The organism is Deinococcus radiotolerans (assembly GCF_014647435.1).
Taxonomy (GTDB): Bacteria; Deinococcota; Deinococci; order Deinococcales; family Deinococcaceae; genus Deinococcus; species Deinococcus radiotolerans.
The window spans coordinates 21,617-38,520 of the sequence record NZ_BMPE01000019.1; the positions used below are offsets into that span (position 1 = coordinate 21,617).

Here is a 16,904-nt window from a genome sequence, read left to right on the forward strand (position 1 = left end):
CCGTCAGGCGGGTTCTTTCGGGGTGAGGTTCGCCGCGATGAAGTCCTTGAGGGTCTGCACGTCGTTGGGGATCACCTGGAAGCGTTTGGGGGCCTGCTCGATGCCGTCGAAGCGGGCGGGGCGCCCTGGGGTCTGCCCCACGGCCGCCTGTACGGTCTCCTCGAACTTGGCGGGCAGGGCGGTTTCCAGGCAGATCATGGGCACGCCGGGCCGCTGGTAGGCCTGCCCGACGAGGACACCGTCGGCGGTGTGCGGGTCGATCAGGCGGCCATACGTCTCGAAGACGGTGCGGATGGTGCGCAGGCGGTCGGCGTGGGTGCTGCGTCCGCTGCGGAAGCCGCTGGCCTGCACGGCGTCCCAGTGAGGGGTGCCACTCAGGGCGACGGGGCGGCTCTGGCCGACCTCGTCCCACCAACTGCGCGTCTGCACGGCGTCCGCTCCGGCGATCAGGTACAGGTAGCGTTCGAAGTTGCTGGCCTTGCCGATGTCCATGCTGGGGCTGCTGGTCACCGCGACCCGGTCGGCGGGGCGGACGTGGTAGGTGCCGCCGCTGAAGAAGTCGTGCAGGACGTCGTTCTCGTTGCTGGCGACGAGCAGCTGCCCGATGGGCAGGCCCATGGATTTGGCGAGGTACCCGGCGAACACGTTCCCGAAGTTCCCGGACGGCACGCTGAAGTCGGCCTCTGCCCCGGCGGGGAGGTTCAGGGCGAGGTACGCCTTGAAGTAGTACACGGCCTGCGCGAGCACCCGCGCCCAGTTGATGCTGTTCACCGCGCCGATGTCGTAGCGGGCCTTGAAGTCCGCGTCGGCGTTCACGGCCTTCACGAGGTCCTGACAGTCGTCGAAGACGCCCTCCACGGCCAGGTTGAAGATGTTCGGCTCCTGGAGGCTGAACATCTGCGCCTGCTGAAAGGCACTCATGCGGCCGTGCGGGGAGAGCATCACGACGTTCACGCGCGCCTTGCCGAGCATGGCGTACTCGGCCGCCGAGCCGGTGTCGCCGCTGGTGGCGCCCAGGATGTTCAGCCGCTCGTCGCGGCGTTCCAGAACGTACTCGAACACCTGCCCCAGGAACTGCATGGCCATGTCCTTGAACGCCAGGGACGGCCCGTTTGACAGTTCCAGCAGGTACAGGCCGCCCCCGTCCGGACCCGTCTCGCCCAGCGGGGTCAGGGGCGTGATCTCGGGGCTGTGGAAGACCTCTTGCGTGTACGTGCTCCGCAGCAGGGCGCGCAGGTCCGCTTCGGGGATGTCCGTGATGAAGGGGCGCATCACCTCGTAGGCGAGGTCCGCGTAGCTGAGGTCCCGCCACGCGGCCAGCTGCTCAGGCGTGACTGTGGGAATCGACTCGGGCATCGCCAGCCCGCCGTCCGGGGCGAGGCCCGAGAGCAGCACGTCCGAGAAGGACCCGAGGTCGCGCGCGCCGCGCGTGGAAACGTACTTCATGCATCCTCCCGCGCCCACGCGGTGGGCGACTTGCGTGCCGTCACTCTAGCGGCGGCGCCCGCTGCACCGCCGCGCGCGCACTAGGGCACTGACCACCCCGTCCACGCGGTCTTCATCTGGCGGGGCGGCGGATTCTGACAGAACTGTTACTGGGCGCCTCCGTCCTGACCGGGCGCCCACGTCCGGCGGGTCGGGGCCCTGTCCGGCCGGCGCTGGCGGCCTGGCCAGCCCAGGCGGAAGCCGTCCCAGACGCAGGGCACGCCGGTCCATCCCCGCAGGCCCCCGGGCCAGACGGTGGAGGTCCGCGCGGGGCTGTGCGTGTGGGTCACTCAGGAACGGTTCATGCGGGGACGTGTGACAGGTGCGAAGGGCAGCGGCCGCCATCATGACCTCACTCGCTACGGAGACAACGGGCGAGAAGAGGCGACGAAGCGTGGTCCTGTATGCGGGCACCTGGGACACGTGGAGCCAGTGGTGCGACCGGCTTTTCGACCAGTGTTCCAGCCCGGCTGGACGCTGGACCCACCAACTGCGACCCCTCGCAGGAGGAGTACCCCATGCGCGCATTTCTTCTGTCTGCACTGATCGCGGTGCTGGCCACCAGCTGCGGTGGCCCCGCCACGCCCAGCACCACCTCCCAGTCCACCGACAGCCACATCGACGTGACGGCCCCCAAGGTCACCATGGTGATGAACCCCCAGACGCTGCGGGAAAAGGGCAACGTGTTCTTCCGCCTGTCCACCCAGGACAACGTCGCCGTGTCCCGCGTGGTGCTGATCATCGACGGGCAGACTTTCGTGGACGACCCGACCGCGTACAACTCCTACGCGAAGTACTTCGAGGCGGGCAGCAACGGCGAGCACACCGTGACCGTCCGCGTGTACGACCTCGCGCAGAACGTCACCGAGCAGACCCAGAACTTCAACGTCCGCATCGGGCAGTAAGGCGGCCCGGACCCGCTGGTCCTGATTCGGCCCTGGCCACGCCGTCCGGTATGACACCTGTCACCCGGCGCGCCTGACAGGCGGCACTGGGGCGCGCCGCGCGGCCCTGGCACGCTGGGGGCATGAACGCGATCGAACTGAGCGGTGTGAACAAGACCTTCGGGCGGGTGACGGCGCTGCGCGACCTGAACCTGAGTGTGCGCGCCGGGGAACTCACGGCGCTGCTGGGGCCGAACGGGGCGGGCAAGACCACCGCCATCAACCTGATGCTGGGGCTGGCGGCGCCCAGCGCGGGTCAGGTGCGCGTGCTGGGCGGCAACCCCCGCGATGACGTGGTACGCGCCCGGATCGGGTCGATGCCGCAGGAGAGCGCGCTGCCACCCGCGCTGACCGTGCGCGAGGCGGTCACGCTGCTGGCGTCGTTCTACCCGGCGCCGCTGCCGGTGGCGCAGGCACTAGCCCTGGCTGACCTAGAGGGCGTGGCGCACCGCCGTTCGGGCGCGCTGTCCGGTGGGCAGAAGCGGCGCCTGGCGTTCGCGCTGGCGGCGGTCGGGAATCCCGAGGTGCTGCTGATCGACGAGCCCACCACCGGCATGGACGCCCAGAGCCGACTGGCGTTCTGGGAGGCTGTGACTGCCCTGAAGGCGGCGGGGCGCACGATCCTGCTCACCACGCACTACCTGGAGGAGGCCGAACGCGCCGCGGACCGGGTGGTCGTCATGAACGCCGGGGCGGTGCTGGCGGACGGTAGCCCAGAGGCGCTGCGCTCGCAGGCGGGCGGGGCGCGCGTGAGCTTCACGTCCGATCTGGTACTGGCCGAGCTGCGGCACCTGCCGGGCGCCGAGGACGTCCGCGTGGACGCCCAGGGGCACGCGCAGCTGCGCACGGGCGCCCCCGAGGCGCTGCTGCGCGCTCTGATCGCGCGGGACGTGCCCTTCTCGAACCTGGAGGTCACGCGCGCCAGCCTCGAAGACGCCTTCCTCTCGCTGACCGCCCCGGCCGGACCCGCCGGGAAGGACGTGACCGCATGACCCACCTGACCTCTGCCCGGCCCACCGACCTGCCCGCCCCGGTAACGGGCGCGCGCCGCGCACCGCGCCTGCGCGCGCTGGGGGGGCTGGTGCTGGCCGAGCTGCGCCGCATGCTGCGCAACCCGATGTTCGCGGTGGGCACCATCGGCTTCCCGGTGATGTTCTTCGCGCTGTTCGGCCTGAGCGCCGTGAACGAGACCACGGCGGAGGGCCTGAAGGTGGGGCCGCTGATCCTGGTGAATTTCGGGGCGTACTCGCTGCTGTCCCTGGCCATGTTCTCGTTCGGGTCGGCGGTGGCGCTGGAACGCACCGGCGGGTGGCTGCGGCTGCTGCGGGCGTCGCCCCTCCCGGCGGGCGTGTACTTCGCGGCGAAGGTGGGCGCGGCGCTGCTGTTCAGCGCGCTGAGCCTGGGCGTGCTGTACACCTTCGCGCACGTGGCGGGCGGCGTGAGCATCCCGGCGGGCACGGCGCTGCTGCTGCTGGCGAAGCTGCTGCTGGGCATGGTGCCGCTGATCGCGCTGGGCCTGAGCATCGGCTTCCTGGTCACGCCGACCGGCGCGCAGATCACCGCGAACCTCGTGAGTGTCCTGATGTCCTTCGCGTCGGGCCTGTTCACCCCGCTGGACCAGATGCCCGCGTTCGTGCAGAAGGTCGCGCCGTACCTGCCCGCGTACCACCTGGGGGCCGTGGCGCGCGGCACGGTGGCCGGGCAGACGGCGGGCGAGGCCGGGCACTGGCTGGCGCTGCTGGGCTTCGCCGCCTTGTTCGGCGCGCTGGCCGCGTGGGGCCTGAAACGCGACGAGAGCCGCGAGGGCTGAGCACCGGGGGGAGGCGGGCCGCCAGGAGCGGTACCCGCACCCCCCGTTTCAGGCATCCTGGGGGGGACCGGCCTCGTCCTGCTGTCCCCTGTCCCCTGACTCTTCACCCGTCCGCTTCTGGAGGCTTCATGAACCGCATTCCCTTCGCGCAGCAGGTGCCGCACGAGGTGCGCCGATCGGGGCGCACGCTGCTGTTCTGGCAGGTGTTTCCGCTGCTGTGGCTGGCGTTCCTGTACTACCCGGTGCAGGCGTTCCTGGACGCGCCGCACGGGCCGGGCGCGGCGGCGCTGTTCTGGGGCCTGAACACCGTGTTCGTGGGCGTGTTCCTGCGCAGCTTCTGGGGCCGCCCGGACCCGCGCTGGAGCGTGGGTGGCTGGGCGCTGAGCGTCGTGACGTACGCGCTGCTGCTGCCGCTCGCGCCGGGCGGGGCGAGCGCGTACCTGATCTACGGCGGCAGCATGATCGGCTTCCAGGCCAGCACGGGACTGGCCGCGTGGCTGGCGATCCTGAACGTCGCGCTGATGATCCTGCCCTTCTGGAACGGCACGTACGCGCCGGGGGATCTGGCGTGGCTGGCCCCGAACATGCTGTTCACGCTGGTGGCCGCGTACGGGAATCACGCGTCGTTCCGGCGGCGGGTGGCGGACGCGCAGCTGACCGCCGCGCACGCCGAGCAGGAGCGGCTGGCGGCCGAAGCCGAGCGGGAGCGGATCGCGCGGGACCTGCACGACCTGCTGGGCCACACCCTGAGCGTGATCGTGCTGAAAAGCGAGCTGGCCGGGAAACTCGCCGGGCGCGACCCGGCGCGGGCCGCCGAGGAGATCCGCGAGGTGGAACGCATCAGCCGCGAGGCGCTGGGCGAGGTGCGCGCCGCCGTGAGCGGCTACCGCGGCAGCGGCCTCAGTGCCGAACTGGCCCGCGCCAAGGTGGCGCTGGACGCCGCCGGGGTGCGCCTGACGGTGGGCAGCGCCCTGTGCGCCCTGCCGCCCGCGACCGAGGCGGCCGCCGCGATGCTGCTGCGCGAGGCGGTCACGAACGTCGTCAGGCACGCCCGCGCCCGTACGGTGGACGTGACCCTGGTGCCGCAGGGGCGCGGCTGGCAGCTGACCGTCCGCGACGACGGCGTGGGCGGCCTGGGCCCCGAGGGAAGCGGCCTGACCGGCATGCGCGAGCGGCTGCGGGCCATCGGGGGCACCCTGACGCGCGACGGGCGGGGCGGCACCACCCTGACGGCCACGCTGCCCGGCGAGGACGAGCGCGCGGCCCTGACCGTCCCGGCCGGGGCGCGGGGGCGCGCGTGATCCGCGTGCTGCTGGCCGAGGATCAGGCGCTGGTGCGCGGCGCTCTGTCCGCGCTGCTGTCGCTGGAGGGCGACCTGGACGTGGTGGGCGCCGCTGCCGACGGCGAGGCCGCCTGGGAGGGCGTGCTGAGCCTGCGGCCGGACGTGCTGGTCACGGACATCGAGATGCCGCGCCTGAGCGGGCTGGACCTCGCGGCGCGGGTCTCGCGCGCCGCGCCGGGCACGCGGGTGGTGATTGTCACGACGTTCGCGCGCGGCGGGTACCTGCGCCGCGCGCTGGACGTGGGCGCGCGCGGGTACCTCCTCAAGGACGCCCCGGCGGCCGAACTGGCCGCCGCGATCCGGCAGGTGCACGCCGGGGGCCGCGCCGTGGACCCGCAGCTGGCCGCGGAAGCCTGGGGAGACCGTGACCCGCTGACCGAGCGGGAACGGCAGGTGCTGCGCGAGGCCGAGGGGGGTGCCAGCACCGCCGCGATTGCCGCCGCGCTGGGCCTGTCGGAGGGCACGGTGCGCAACTACCTGTCCGAGGCGATCGGGAAGCTGGGCGCCGAGAACCGCGTGGAGGCCGCCCGCGCTGCCCGGGAGAAGGGCTGGCTGTAACGCGGGGGCCCGATCACGGGTTGATCATGGGGCGCCGCGCATGCTGCGGGTGTCACCACCCCCCGGGCCGCGAGTGCGCGCCTGAAAACCCCGGTGGTTCCCAGGAGTGCTCCATGCGCCAGTTCCCCCACGTTTCCTCCGCCCGCCGCCTGTGCTCACTGCTGCTGACCGCCCTGCTCATCCCGGGCGCCGCCGCCCAGGGCACCGTGACGCCCATCCGGGTGCCGGTCGTCACGCCGGTGAACCCGAATGTCGTCCGGGTCCTCACGCGGCCGCAGCTCGTGCCGGGCAAGCAGCCTGTGAAGAAGTCCAGCGTGGCGAAGGACTCCTACGCGGCGCAGGGCAGCTCAGGTCCGCTGGTGTGCTCCCGCGAAACCTTCAATGTGGCGACGGCCCCCATCGAGTACGCCATGTACAACCTCGACGGGGACAAGATGTGGGTGGGGTCCCTGGTGGACGCCAGCACGGTCCAGAACGGCCTGGGGTCCCTGCGGGCCATCAACGTGCCCGAGTCCCGCCGCGCGCCGTACCGGGTTACGACGGCGCTGCCCATCGCGAACGGCAGCGCGACCATCCAGCCGAACCTCAGCGCGTACAACGGCGCCCTGGCCGGCATCCGGCAGGCGCTGAGCGGCACGCCGTACGGGTCGAGCACCCGCTACGAGGTGACCGAGCAGAGCACCGCCGAGACCAGCGCCCTGAACCTGGGCCTGAACGCCCACTACCTAACCGGCAAGGTGTCCATGAACCTGTCGAGCAGCAGCAGCGCCCTGAGCAACACGGTCACGGCGGCGTTCGTGCAGAACGCGTTCACCGTGAACGCCGACCTGGGGGGCCGCCCCGCGCGCGAGGCCTTCCTGCAGAACCCCACGCCCGAGGACCTGCAGGCAGTCGGCGGCGCGGCGTACATCGACAGCATCACGTACGGGCGCCTGCTGATGGTTACCATGACGGGCAGTTACAGCAGTCAGGAGATGAAACTGGCCCTCCAGGCCGCGTACGAGGGCGTCACGTACGGTGCGAGCGGCAACCTGAACGTGGACGTGAAGAAGGTCATCCAGGGCAGTTCGTTCAAGGTGTACGCCAGCGGCGGCGATGAGCAGGCGGTCGTGGACCTGATCCACACGCAGAAACTCGGGTCGTACTTCCAGCGGCCCGCGACGCCCACCACGCTCGTGCCCATCAGCTACACCGCCCGCGACGTGGACAGCGGCCTGTACGCGGCGTTCAGCACGACCGGCAGGTACGCCGTGACGGTGTGCAACCCGGCCAGCGTGAAGGTCAGCATGCGGATGTACTACCAGTCCATCGAGCCCGAGGACAGCAAGTACGACGACATCTACGGCAGCCTCAGCTGGGACGGGCAGAGCCTGTGGAACGTGGGGTCCGGGCAGCACTTCGACCTGTACAAGGGCCAGACGTTCACGGTGAACGCGCAGCCCATGCCGCTGACCCTGAACTACGACGAGCCGCGCACCGCGCGCGTCAGTGGCAGCGTCATGGACTACGACTCGCTCAGCGCGAACGACGTGGTGGGCAACTTCAACGACCTGATCGACCTGAACGGGGTGGCGGCCGAGTTCCGCGCCAACCCAGGCCGCACCACGGTCCGCCGCGAGATCCGCCGGCGCGGGGAGTCCGACGCGGACGGCGTCCTGATCATCGAGTTCAGCCGCCTGAACTGACCCACAGGGCCGCCTCCGCCCGCTCCTGCGCGGCGGGGGCGTTCGGTCAGGGGTTCTGAAGCCCGCGCGCACCATTCCCACGGCGTGCATCCGGTAGCGTGTCCCCCATGAGCCCCGAGACCGTGAAGTTGGCCGTCGTGCAGATGCACGTCACCGATCAGCTCGAAGACAACGTCAGCCGCGCCATCACTCATGTGCGTGCGGCGGCCGCGCAGGGCGCGCAGGTGATCCTGCTGCCCGAACTGTTCGAGAACCTGTACTTCTGCCAGGTGGAACGCGAGGACTACTTCGACCTCGCCCACCCGCTGGAGGGGCACCCGTTCGTGGGCCGCTTTCAGGACCTGGCGCGGGAACTGGGGGTGGTGCTGCCCCTGTCGTACTTCGAGCGGGCCGGGCAGGCGCACTACAACAGCCTCGTGTGCATCGACGCGGACGGCACCCTGCTGGGCAACTACCGCAAGACGCACATTCCCGACGGGCCCGGCTACGAGGAGAAGTACTACTTCAACCCAGGCGACACCGGCTTCAAGGTGTGGGACACCCGCTTCGGGCGCGTGGGCGTGGGCATCTGCTGGGACCAGTGGTATCCGGAGACGGCGCGCGTGATGATGCTGCAGGGCGCGGACTTCCTGCTGTACCCCACCGCGATTGGCAGTGAGCCGGCCGAGGTCGAGTCCCCGAACAGCCATCACATGTGGCAGCGCGCCATGATCGGCCACGCCGTGAGCAACAGCACGTACGTGGCGGCCGCGAACCGCATCGGCACCGAACGGGTCGGGGACCTGGAGCAGACGTACTACGGGCACACGTTCATCAGCGACTACACCGGCGAGATGGTCGCGGAGTTCGGCGACACCGAGGAAGGGCCCCTCCTGCACACCCTGAACCTGAAAGAGGCCCGGAAGTTCCGCGCGGGCATGGGCTTCTTCCGAGACCGTCGCCCCGAACTGTACGGCGCGCTCCTGACGACCGACGGCGTCACCCGGCGCGGGTAAGGCACGCGGGGAGGCGGGGCGCGGCCAAGAGTTGGGGGCCGCGTCCCGCTGTCCATTCACCCCTGCCGTGGCCGCGCGGCGCGCTGGTACGCTGACCGGCATGCGCGCCGCCGTCTACGAGCAGTTCCAGCACCGCCCCGAGATCCGCACTGTGCCCGACCCGGTCCCCACCCGGGAGGGCGTGGTCCTGGAGGTCGGCGCGACCGGCGTGTGCCGCAGCGACTGGCACGGCTGGATGGGGCACGACCCGGACATCCGCCTGCCGCACGTGCCCGGGCATGAGATCGCAGGGACGGTCGTGGCGGTCGGTGCGGACGTGCGCCGCTGGCGGCCCGGTGACCGCGTGACGCTGCCGTTCGTGGCGGGCTGCGGCCGCTGCGCGGAGTGTCAGGCGGGGCACCAGCAGGTGTGCGAGCAGCAGTTCCAGCCGGGTTTCACGCACTGGGGTTCGTTCGCGCAGTTCGTGGGCATTCACTACGCCGAGCAGAACTTGGTGCGCCTGCCCGACAGCCTGGATTTCGTGACGGCGGCCAGCCTGGGTTGCCGCTTCGCCACGTCGTTCCGGGCGGTGGCGCAGCAGGGCCGGGTGCGGGGCGGCGAGTGGCTGGCCGTGCACGGCTGCGGCGGCGTGGGCCTGTCGGCGGTCATGATCGGCCGGGCGCTGGGCGCGCGCGTGGTAGCCGTGGACATTGACGACGCGAAACTGGCGCGCGCCCGGGAGCTGGGCGCGGAGGTCACCGTGAACAGCCGTCAGGTGCCCGACACCGTGCAGGCCGTGCGGGACGTCACGGGCGGGGGCGCGCACGTGTCGCTGGACGCGCTGGGGCACCCGCAGACGGCGTTCAACTCGGTGGCGAACCTGCGGCGGCGCGGGCGGCACGTGCAGGTGGGGCTGCTGCTGGGCGACCAGAGCCGCCCGGCCCTGCCGATGGACGCCGTGATCGCCCGGGAACTGGAGATTTACGGCAGTCACGGCATGGCCGCCCACACGTACCCGGAGATGCTGGGCATGATCGAATCGGGCCTGCTGAACCCCGCCGCGCTGATCGGCGAGCGCCTCACGCTGGAAGGCGGGATTGACGCGCTGGTGACCATGGACCGCTTTGCCGGGACGGGCGTGAGCGTCATCGACCGCTTCTAGCGCTCCTCCGCGCCGCCCGCCGGGGCGAGGTTCAGGCGGTACAGGTACGCGTCGGGGCCGCTGCGGGCGCCGTAGCGGATCAGGAGGGCCTGGAGGTCGCGTTGCAGGGCCTTGGCGTCCTCGCGGGTCAGGTGCAGGGTGCCCCAGTTGGCGGTCAGGGCCGGGGCGTCGTCATGCAGGAGGTCGAGCAGGTCGAAGCTGCCGGCGCGGGGGGTGATGTCCATGCGGGTGCCGCCCGGGGTGGTGTACAGGCGCACGGCGATGTCCTCCTCGCGCTGCACGAGCGGCAGGCCCGCCTGCACGACCGCGCGGTGGAACAGGGTGCCGAAGGTGTCCTCGTGCAGGCCGATCAGGTCCTCCAGGCTGCCCAGCGCCGTGCGGTGGTACGGGATCAGGAACGCGTCTGAGACGGCGCGGTAGTGCTGCACGGGCCGGCCCCGGCGGGGTTCGGCGCGCGTGACGGCCAGCCCGGCGCGGTTCAGGCGGGTGAGGCGGTGGTGCGTGGCGTTCAGGGGGCGGTGCAGGTGCCGGGCCAGTTCGGCGGCGGTCCACTCGCGGGTCATCAGCAGGCCCAGCAGGTGCGCGTAGTCGGGGTGCAGCGCCAGCCGGGCGGCGTGCGGGTCTTCCAGGCGCGTCCAGGCTCGCGGCATGCGCGCAGCGTACCGCGGCCGCGGGGCGTCTACTCGACGTTCTGTCTTGCGGGTCGAGTTGAGGTGTGGGCACCCTGGGGCATGACCAGCCCCGTGCCGACCCTGAGCCCCGAGCAGCAGCGTGTGCAGGCGACCGTGCAGGCCCTGTGGCACCCGGACACCCCGCGGGACCCGTACCCCGCGTACGAGGCGGTGCGCGCCCTGGACGCCAGCGGCGTGGTGCACCCGGCCGGGTGGGGGGCGGCGTTCGCCACGTCGCACGCGCTGAACAGCGCGGTGCTGCGCTCCCCGGCGGCGCGCAGCGGGGCGATCATCTCGCAGGTGCCGGCCGACACGGCCAGCATTCAGCTGCTGCAACCCATGATGCTGTTCCACAACGGCGGGTCGCACGCGCGGCTGCGCGGACTGGTGCAGGCGGCGTTCACGCCGCGCGTGGTCGAGGGGCAGCGCGACCTGATCCGCGCGCAGGTACACGCGCTGCTGGACGCGCTGCCCACGGACCGGGAGGTGGATCTGGTGGCGGGGCTGGCCGCACCGCTGCCCGCGCGGGTGATCATGCACATGCTGGGCCTGCGCGGCGAGGACGAGGCGAAATTCATCCGCTGGACGCAGAGCGTCGCGGACCTGCTGGCCGGGGAGACGAGCAGCCCCGAACTGATGGCCCGCCTGGAGGCCGACGCTCGCGAGATGCGCGCGTACTTCCGCACGCTGGCGGATGACCTGCGCGCCCACCCGCAGCCGGGCCTGCTGAGCGCCCTGGCCGCCGCCGAGGACGGCGGGGAGCGCCTGAGCAGCGAGGAGCTGCTGGCGAACGCAGTCCTGCTCCTCGCCGCAGGACACGAGACGACCAGCAACCTGATTCCCGGGGCGCTGCTGGAGCTCGCGCGGCAGCCCGGCGCGTGGGCGGCGCTGGTGGCCCGCCCCGACCACCCGAATGTCCCCGACGAGCTGCTGCGCGTGGTGTCCCCCGTGCAGCTCGACGGGCGCACGCTGGCCGACGCGGTCACGCTGCCCGCGGGCGGGGGCGGCACGGTCACGCTGGGTGCGGGCACGCACGTGCAGACCATGCTGGCCGCCGCGAACCGCGACCCGGAGGTCTTCCCCCAGCCTGACCGGATCGACTGGGACCGTCCGAACAGCGCCCGGCACCTCGCCTTCGCGGCGGGCCCGCACTACTGCCTGGGTGCGCCGCTGGCCCGCCTGGAGATCGCGGAGGTGTTCCGCGCGCTGGCCACTCGCTTCCCGAACCTGCGCGTGACCGACCCGAATCCGCCCTTCAAGGCGAACCTGATCCTGCGCGGGCCGCGCGAACTGCGCGTGCAGCTGGGCTGAACCGGCCGCAGGGCTGCGTTATTCGGCGGATGTTCCCCTGACCGGCCGCCCGTACGCTGGGGCATGACGGACGCACGGGACGGCAGCGGTCAGGGCGGCGCGCACGCGGGCATCGGCATGTATAACGCGCAGGACCGCGAACATGACCGCCTGACGCGCGGGCTGGGCCTGATCGAGTTCACCCGGACGCTGGAGCTGCTGGGCCTGCTGCTGCCCCCCGGGCCCGCCGTGCTCGCGGATATCGGGGCGGGCACCGGCGTGTACGCCCGTGAACTCCTGACCGCCGGGTACGAGGTGCACGCGCTGGACGCCACGCCCGGCCACGTGGCGCGGCTGCGGGTGGATCCCACCCTGGAGCGCCTGAGTTCCGTGACGCTGGGGGACGCCCGCGCGCTGCCCTACCCGGACGCCAGCGTGGACGCGGCGCTGCTGCTGGGGCCGCTGTACCACCTGACCGACCCGCGTGACCGGGCCCGCGCGCTGGCGGAGGCGGCGCGCGTCCTGCGGCCCGGCGGGGTGCTGCTGGCCGCCGCGATCACCCGCGCCGCCGATATCGCCGGGGACTTCGTCCGGGGCGGCGCCGAGCTGGATGAAGCGTATGCCCGGCCCATCCGCGAGCACACGTACCGCACCGGCGTGCACCGCAACCCGGAGGGTCAGCGTGGGCACTTCACGGACGCGTACTGTCACCACCCGCACGAACTGGCGGGCGAGCTGAGCGGCGCGGGCTTCCGGGACGTCAGCGTGTACGCCGTCGAGGGCGTGGCCGCGCTGCTGCGCGACCCGGACGGGGCCATGCGGGACCCGCAGCGGCGTGAAGGCATCCTGCGCGCGCTGCGCCTCACCGAGCGCGACCCGGCGCTGCTGGGCGTCAGCCCGCACCTGCTGGGGGCCGGGGTCAGGGCGGGTTGACCGGCTCGATCCAGAACACGCCGCCCAGGCCCAGCCGGGGCGCGAGGTGCAGGGTGCTGCCGTCCACGTGCAGCCGCGCGGGCAGGCCCGGACCGGGGGCGTAGGCGCTCAGGAGGCCGTAGTGCTGCTCCTGGGCACTGAATTCAAAGCCGATGACCGGCAGGCCCGCGCTGAACAGGCGGTCCAGGTGCGCGGTCATGGGGACGTGCAGGTGCGGGCCCCAGCGGCCCCGGGCGCGCAGCGGCAGGTGCTGGGCGTGCAGGTGGGCGTTCAGGCCGGTCAGCCACGCCCAGGGCCACGTGGCGCGCGGCCCCTGCGGCCCGGGCACACGGAAGGCGCCCTGCGCGGCGGCAAGCTGTTCGGCCAGCGCGTCCCGGTCGGGCATGGGCACGCCCAGCCGCTCGGCGTGGAAGCGCAGCAGGCACGCGGCACTCAGTGCGCCGCAGCCGACCAGTCCGCCGCGCCACTGGGCCTGGTTCCCGTCCCGCTGCGGGAGGGGTCCGGGGAACGCGCGCCAGTCAGGGGTCATGCCGTCAGGGTAACGGTAGGCCAGTCGCGTCATGCGTGAGCCACGCGGCGCCCCGTAGCGTGCGGGCATGACCCCTGCCCTGTCCACCGATCAGGCCATGACGCACTGGGCTGCCCAGCAGCTGCTGACCCTGAACCGCACGCCCCTGCCTAACCCGGAGGTCATTCACGAGCGGCCGTGGTCCACGGTGTGGCGCTTTGACACGGCGGGCGGCGCGGCGTTCCTGAAGCGGACCGTGCCGGTCTTCGCGCATGAGGTGCCCCTCACGGCGTTCCTGGCGGCGCAGTTCCCGGGGCAGGTGCCGGGCGTGCTGGGCAGCGACCCGGAGCGGCGGGCGCTGCTGCTGGAGGACGCGGGTACCGCCCTGCGCCACGCCCACCCGGCCGACGCGGATGGCGGCGCGGCGCTGCTGCGCGCCTGGGAGGGCATCTGGCCGCAGCTGGCGGAGCTGCAACTGGCCTGCGCCGCGCACGTGCAGACGCTGCTGGCGGTGGGCGTGCCGGACCGCCGCCCCGGCACGCTGGCGGCGCGGTTCGGGACGCTGCTGGCCGACCGGGCAGCCCTCCTGGTGGACCAGCCGGATTCGCTGACCGCGCAGGACGTGGAACGCGCGCACACGCTGCTGCCGCGCCTGAACGCACTGGCGGCGGAACTTGACGCGTTCGGGCTGCCGCACACGCTGCACCACGATGACTTTCATGACGGGAACGTCTTCATGCGCGGCGGCGCGGCCCGGCTGGCCGACTGGGCCGAGAGTGCCGTGACCAGTCCGCTGTGCACGCTGACGGTGGGCCTGCGTGGCCTGCAGTACCGCCTGAACCTGCCGGACGGCGACCCGCGCCTGACCCGCGTGACGGACGCGTACCTGGAACCCTTCCGCGTGCGGCTGGGCGGGACGGACCTGCGGCGGGCGGCGGATCTCGCGCAGCGGGTGGGGCGGGCCCTGCGGGCGCTGACCTGGGCGGACGCGCTGCGGGACCTCCCGCTGGAGGTGCGGGCGGCGGAGGCGGACGCGGTGCCCGGCTGGGTGGGCCTGTGGCTGGACGGCATGGATGAGGCGCGGCCCGTGGGGAACCTCGCGTGAACGCGCCGCATTCCCGCGCGTGGTACGCGCAGCTGGCCCGCGGGCTGGGTGGGTACCGGCACGCCTGGGCGCGGGTGCTGGACGGCCCGGACCCGGAGCTGACGTTTGACGCGCTGCTCGCCGAGCGGCTGGGGCCGGACGTGCGGGTGCTGGAGGCCGGGTGCGGGCACGGGCCGGACGCGGCGCGCTTCGGCTCCGGGGCCGCGCGCTGGGCGGCGTTCGACGCGGTGCCGGAACTGGTGGCGCAGGTCCGCGTGAACGCCCCGCATGCGGACGTGCACGAGTGGAACGCGAAGGGTGAGGTACCAGAGCCGCTGCTGGGCCCCTTCGACCTGATCGTGTCGCGGCGCGGGCCGACGTCGGTGATCCTGCGCCTGCCGGAACTCGCGGCGCCCGGTGCGGAGTTTCTATACGTGGGGCCGCGCCTGGACGTGCCGCAGGTGCCCGCACGGCTCTCGGCGGTGGGCTGGGAGGTGCGGGGCGAGTGGCGGGTCAGCGTGCGGGCGCGCGTGCCGAGCCGCGCGGACTGGGCGACCCGCTGCGAATGGACGAACGAGCCGGAGCGGGTGCCCGAGTGGGACGCGCACGCCCGGGCAGATGGTCTCCCCTACCGGGAGGAACGGTACGTGGTGCTGGCGTCAAAGCGGTCGTAGCGCGTGCCCGTGAAGGACAGGCCGTGCGCGGGGACATTCGCGCCCGCCTGCGACCGCTGCCGCGAGTGCAGGATGTCGGCCGCCTGCTCGGGGCTCAGGCGGCCCTGCCCGGCCAGCAGGAGCGTGCCCACCAAGCCGCGCACCATGTGCCGCAGGAAACTCTCGCCGTGCACGTGAACCTCCCAGATCATGGGCCCGGGCTGCACGCGCAGCACCCGCAGGTCCCGCACGGTCTGACGGTCCTCCTGCGTGGCGAACGCCGCGAAGTCGTGCGTGCCGGTCAGCGCAGCGGCGGCGGCATTCATGCCACCTGGGTCCAGCGGGTGCGGAACGTGCAGTGCGCGCCCATGCCACAGCGGGTGCCGCTGCGGGTGGGCCAGCAGGCGGTACACGTACTGCCGCTCGGTGCAGGAGAAGCGCGCGTGGAAGCCTGCCGGGGCGTCCTCAGCCTGCAGGACGGCCACCGTGGGCGGCAGGTGGGCGTTCAGCGCGCGGGCCAGTTTCGGGGTGGGCACGCGAAAGGTGTCCGGGACGTCCACGTGCGCGGGCATCGCTTCGGCGTGCACGCCCGCGTCGGTGCGTCCAGCCGCGACCGGGCGGAACGCCGTGGCACCCAGCCGCGCGAAGGCGTCATGCAGGGTGTCCTGCACGCTCGGCACGCCCGGCTGGGACTGCCACCCGGCGAACGGTGCGCCGTCCCACGCGACGCTCAGGCGCAGGCGGCGGTGCCCGGCGGGCGGCTGGTAGTCCGGGCGCGGGTCTGGGTGGTCGGGGCGCTCGGTCATGCCTTTACAGGGTAAGGAGCGGGGCGGGGCGGATGCAACGCGCGCCCGGCCCGGCTGGCCCGGCGGCCCCCGGCGGGGGCACCGGGAAGGTCCGGGCGGGCTTTCTCACGGCCCGGACGGGAGCGGGTCGGTATGCTGCGCGGCAATGGGCGTGCGGATGTGGATGAGGGGAGCGCTGCTGGGCGCGGCGCTGGCAGCAGGCTGGACGGGCGCCGGGCTGGCCGGATCGTACCGGGTGAAGGCCGGGGAGACCCTGAGCGGTATCGCCGCGCGCGCGGGCGTGAGCGTGGCGCAGCTGCGCGCCGCGAATCCCCGCCTGAAGAACGCGGACGTGGTGCAGGCCGGGTGGGTGCTAACCGTACCGCAGGCGGCCCGCGCGACCGCGACCAACGCGCCGGTCAGGACCGGTACGTACACCGTGAAGGCCGGTGAGAACCTCACGGTGATCGCGCAGAGATTCGGGCTGAGCCTGACGCAACTCGTGAACGCCAACCCCCAGTACCGGGGTGGGAAGGCCGTGTGGGCGGGCGCGAAACTGATCATTCCGCCGCGCACCGCGTCCGCCACGGCGCGCACCCCGGTGACAGTCCGGGCGACCGGGAGCCGTCCGGGCCGCTGGGCGTGGCCGCTGCCCGGGTACCACGCCATCAGCAGCGATTACGGCGAGCGCGTGCTCGACGGTGACCCCGAGATGCATTACGGCGTGGACATCGTCGCGCCCGAGGGCACCCCGGTGCGCGCCGCGCGTTCGGGCCGCGTGCTGGAATCCCGCGCGGACTACGAGCGCGGCTGGGGCTGGACGGTCGTGCTGGAACACCCGGACGGCTGGATCACCCGCTACGCGCACCTCAGCGCCACGCTCGTGAAGGCCGGGGAACTGGTCGTGCAGGGTCAGCCGGTGGGGCGGGTCGGGAACACAGGCCGCAGCACGGGCACGCACCTGCACTTCGGCACGTACCTCCGCTGGGATCCGCGCGACCCGCTGAGCCTGTACTGAGG

At 72.7% G+C, this 16,904-nt stretch carries 17 protein-coding genes and 1 riboswitch; of the genes, 13 read left to right on the plus strand and 4 right to left on the minus strand.

All coding sequences use genetic code 11. The annotated features are described in order from the left end of the window. Window positions 1-3: 3 nt before the first annotated feature. Window positions 4-1,446: a threonine synthase gene (thrC, locus tag IEY63_RS18430; RefSeq protein ID WP_189070457.1), complete on the minus strand. Its 1,443-nt coding sequence runs from the start codon at window positions 1,444-1,446 to the stop codon at window positions 4-6. Between the two features lie 410 nt (window positions 1,447-1,856). After that, a riboswitch (cyclic di-GMP riboswitch) is annotated at window positions 1,857-1,941 on the plus strand. Between the two features lie 62 nt (window positions 1,942-2,003). Between thrC and IEY63_RS18435 the strand changes: the two genes are divergently transcribed. The 8 genes from IEY63_RS18435 to IEY63_RS18470 all read left to right on the plus strand — a co-directional run bounded on the left by IEY63_RS18435 (window position 2,004) and on the right by IEY63_RS18470 (window position 9,960). Further along, on the plus strand, window positions 2,004-2,390 hold the full coding sequence (locus IEY63_RS18435; protein ID WP_189070458.1) for an Ig-like domain-containing protein: 387 nt from the start codon (window positions 2,004-2,006) through the stop codon (window positions 2,388-2,390). Between the two features lie 122 nt (window positions 2,391-2,512). Further along, window positions 2,513-3,421 (plus strand): ABC transporter ATP-binding protein, encoded by a 909-nt coding sequence (locus IEY63_RS18440; RefSeq protein WP_189070459.1) that lies wholly within the window; start codon window positions 2,513-2,515, stop codon window positions 3,419-3,421. Continuing rightward, window positions 3,418-4,239 (plus strand): ABC transporter permease, encoded by an 822-nt coding sequence (locus IEY63_RS18445; RefSeq protein WP_189070460.1) that lies wholly within the window; start codon window positions 3,418-3,420, stop codon window positions 4,237-4,239. Before IEY63_RS18440 ends, IEY63_RS18445 begins: the two co-directional genes overlap by 4 nt. A 128-nt stretch (window positions 4,240-4,367) precedes the next feature. Continuing rightward, window positions 4,368-5,540: a sensor histidine kinase gene (locus tag IEY63_RS18450; RefSeq protein WP_189070461.1), complete on the plus strand. Its 1,173-nt coding sequence runs from the start codon at window positions 4,368-4,370 to the stop codon at window positions 5,538-5,540. After that, a complete protein-coding gene (locus tag IEY63_RS18455) occupies window positions 5,537-6,139 on the plus strand; it encodes a response regulator transcription factor (protein WP_189070462.1) in 603 nt (200 codons plus the stop codon). Before IEY63_RS18450 ends, IEY63_RS18455 begins: the two co-directional genes overlap by 4 nt. A 113-nt stretch (window positions 6,140-6,252) precedes the next feature. Next, a complete protein-coding gene (locus IEY63_RS18460; RefSeq protein ID WP_189070463.1) occupies window positions 6,253-7,824 on the plus strand; it encodes a thiol-activated cytolysin family protein in 1,572 nt (523 codons plus the stop codon). A 107-nt stretch (window positions 7,825-7,931) separates the two neighbouring features. Beyond that, window positions 7,932-8,819 carry an N-carbamoylputrescine amidase gene (gene aguB / locus IEY63_RS18465; protein ID WP_189070464.1) on the plus strand — a complete coding sequence of 296 codons (888 nt, stop codon included), beginning with the start codon at window positions 7,932-7,934 and terminating at the stop codon, window positions 8,817-8,819. Window positions 8,820-8,919: 100 nt separating this feature from the next. Then, window positions 8,920-9,960: a zinc-dependent alcohol dehydrogenase family protein gene (locus tag IEY63_RS18470; protein ID WP_189070465.1), complete on the plus strand. Its 1,041-nt coding sequence runs from the start codon at window positions 8,920-8,922 to the stop codon at window positions 9,958-9,960. On the opposite strand, the gene IEY63_RS18475 is transcribed toward IEY63_RS18470, so the two are convergent. Then, on the minus strand, window positions 9,957-10,610 hold the full coding sequence (locus tag IEY63_RS18475) for a helix-turn-helix domain-containing protein (RefSeq protein ID WP_189070466.1): 654 nt from the start codon (window positions 10,608-10,610) through the stop codon (window positions 9,957-9,959). The two genes, IEY63_RS18470 and IEY63_RS18475, sit on opposite strands and share 4 nt — an antisense overlap. A gap of 81 nt (window positions 10,611-10,691) precedes the next feature. On the opposite strand from IEY63_RS18475, the gene IEY63_RS18480 reads away from it, so the two are divergent. Together IEY63_RS18480 and IEY63_RS18485 are read left to right on the plus strand one after the other, a co-directional pair. Then, window positions 10,692-11,942: a cytochrome P450 gene (locus tag IEY63_RS18480; RefSeq protein WP_189070467.1), complete on the plus strand. Its 1,251-nt coding sequence runs from the start codon at window positions 10,692-10,694 to the stop codon at window positions 11,940-11,942. 63 nt (window positions 11,943-12,005) lie between these two features. Beyond that, window positions 12,006-12,854: a class I SAM-dependent methyltransferase gene (locus IEY63_RS18485; protein ID WP_189070468.1), complete on the plus strand. Its 849-nt coding sequence runs from the start codon at window positions 12,006-12,008 to the stop codon at window positions 12,852-12,854. Here the strand turns inward: IEY63_RS18485 and IEY63_RS18490 are convergent. Continuing rightward, entirely contained in the window at window positions 12,841-13,383 is a 543-nt protein-coding gene (locus IEY63_RS18490; RefSeq protein ID WP_189070469.1) for a hypothetical protein, read from the minus strand. The genes IEY63_RS18485 and IEY63_RS18490 overlap by 14 nt on opposite strands. A 67-nt stretch (window positions 13,384-13,450) precedes the next feature. Between IEY63_RS18490 and IEY63_RS18495 the strand changes: the two genes are divergently transcribed. After that, window positions 13,451-14,467: a hypothetical protein gene (locus IEY63_RS18495; RefSeq protein WP_189070470.1), complete on the plus strand. Its 1,017-nt coding sequence runs from the start codon at window positions 13,451-13,453 to the stop codon at window positions 14,465-14,467. Continuing rightward, window positions 14,464-15,120 carry a class I SAM-dependent methyltransferase gene (locus tag IEY63_RS18500; RefSeq protein ID WP_189070471.1) on the plus strand — a complete coding sequence of 219 codons (657 nt, stop codon included), beginning with the start codon at window positions 14,464-14,466 and terminating at the stop codon, window positions 15,118-15,120. The genes IEY63_RS18495 and IEY63_RS18500 overlap by 4 nt, the downstream gene beginning before the upstream one ends. On the opposite strand, the gene truA is transcribed toward IEY63_RS18500, so the two are convergent. After that, window positions 15,075-15,905, minus strand: a complete 831-nt coding sequence (truA, locus tag IEY63_RS18505; protein WP_189070472.1) for a tRNA pseudouridine(38-40) synthase TruA — start codon at window positions 15,903-15,905, stop codon at window positions 15,075-15,077. The genes IEY63_RS18500 and truA overlap by 46 nt on opposite strands. A gap of 145 nt (window positions 15,906-16,050) precedes the next feature. On the opposite strand from truA, the gene IEY63_RS18510 reads away from it, so the two are divergent. Next, window positions 16,051-16,902 carry a LysM peptidoglycan-binding domain-containing M23 family metallopeptidase gene (locus IEY63_RS18510; RefSeq protein WP_189070473.1) on the plus strand — a complete coding sequence of 284 codons (852 nt, stop codon included), beginning with the start codon at window positions 16,051-16,053 and terminating at the stop codon, window positions 16,900-16,902. Window positions 16,903-16,904 lie beyond the last annotated feature (2 nt).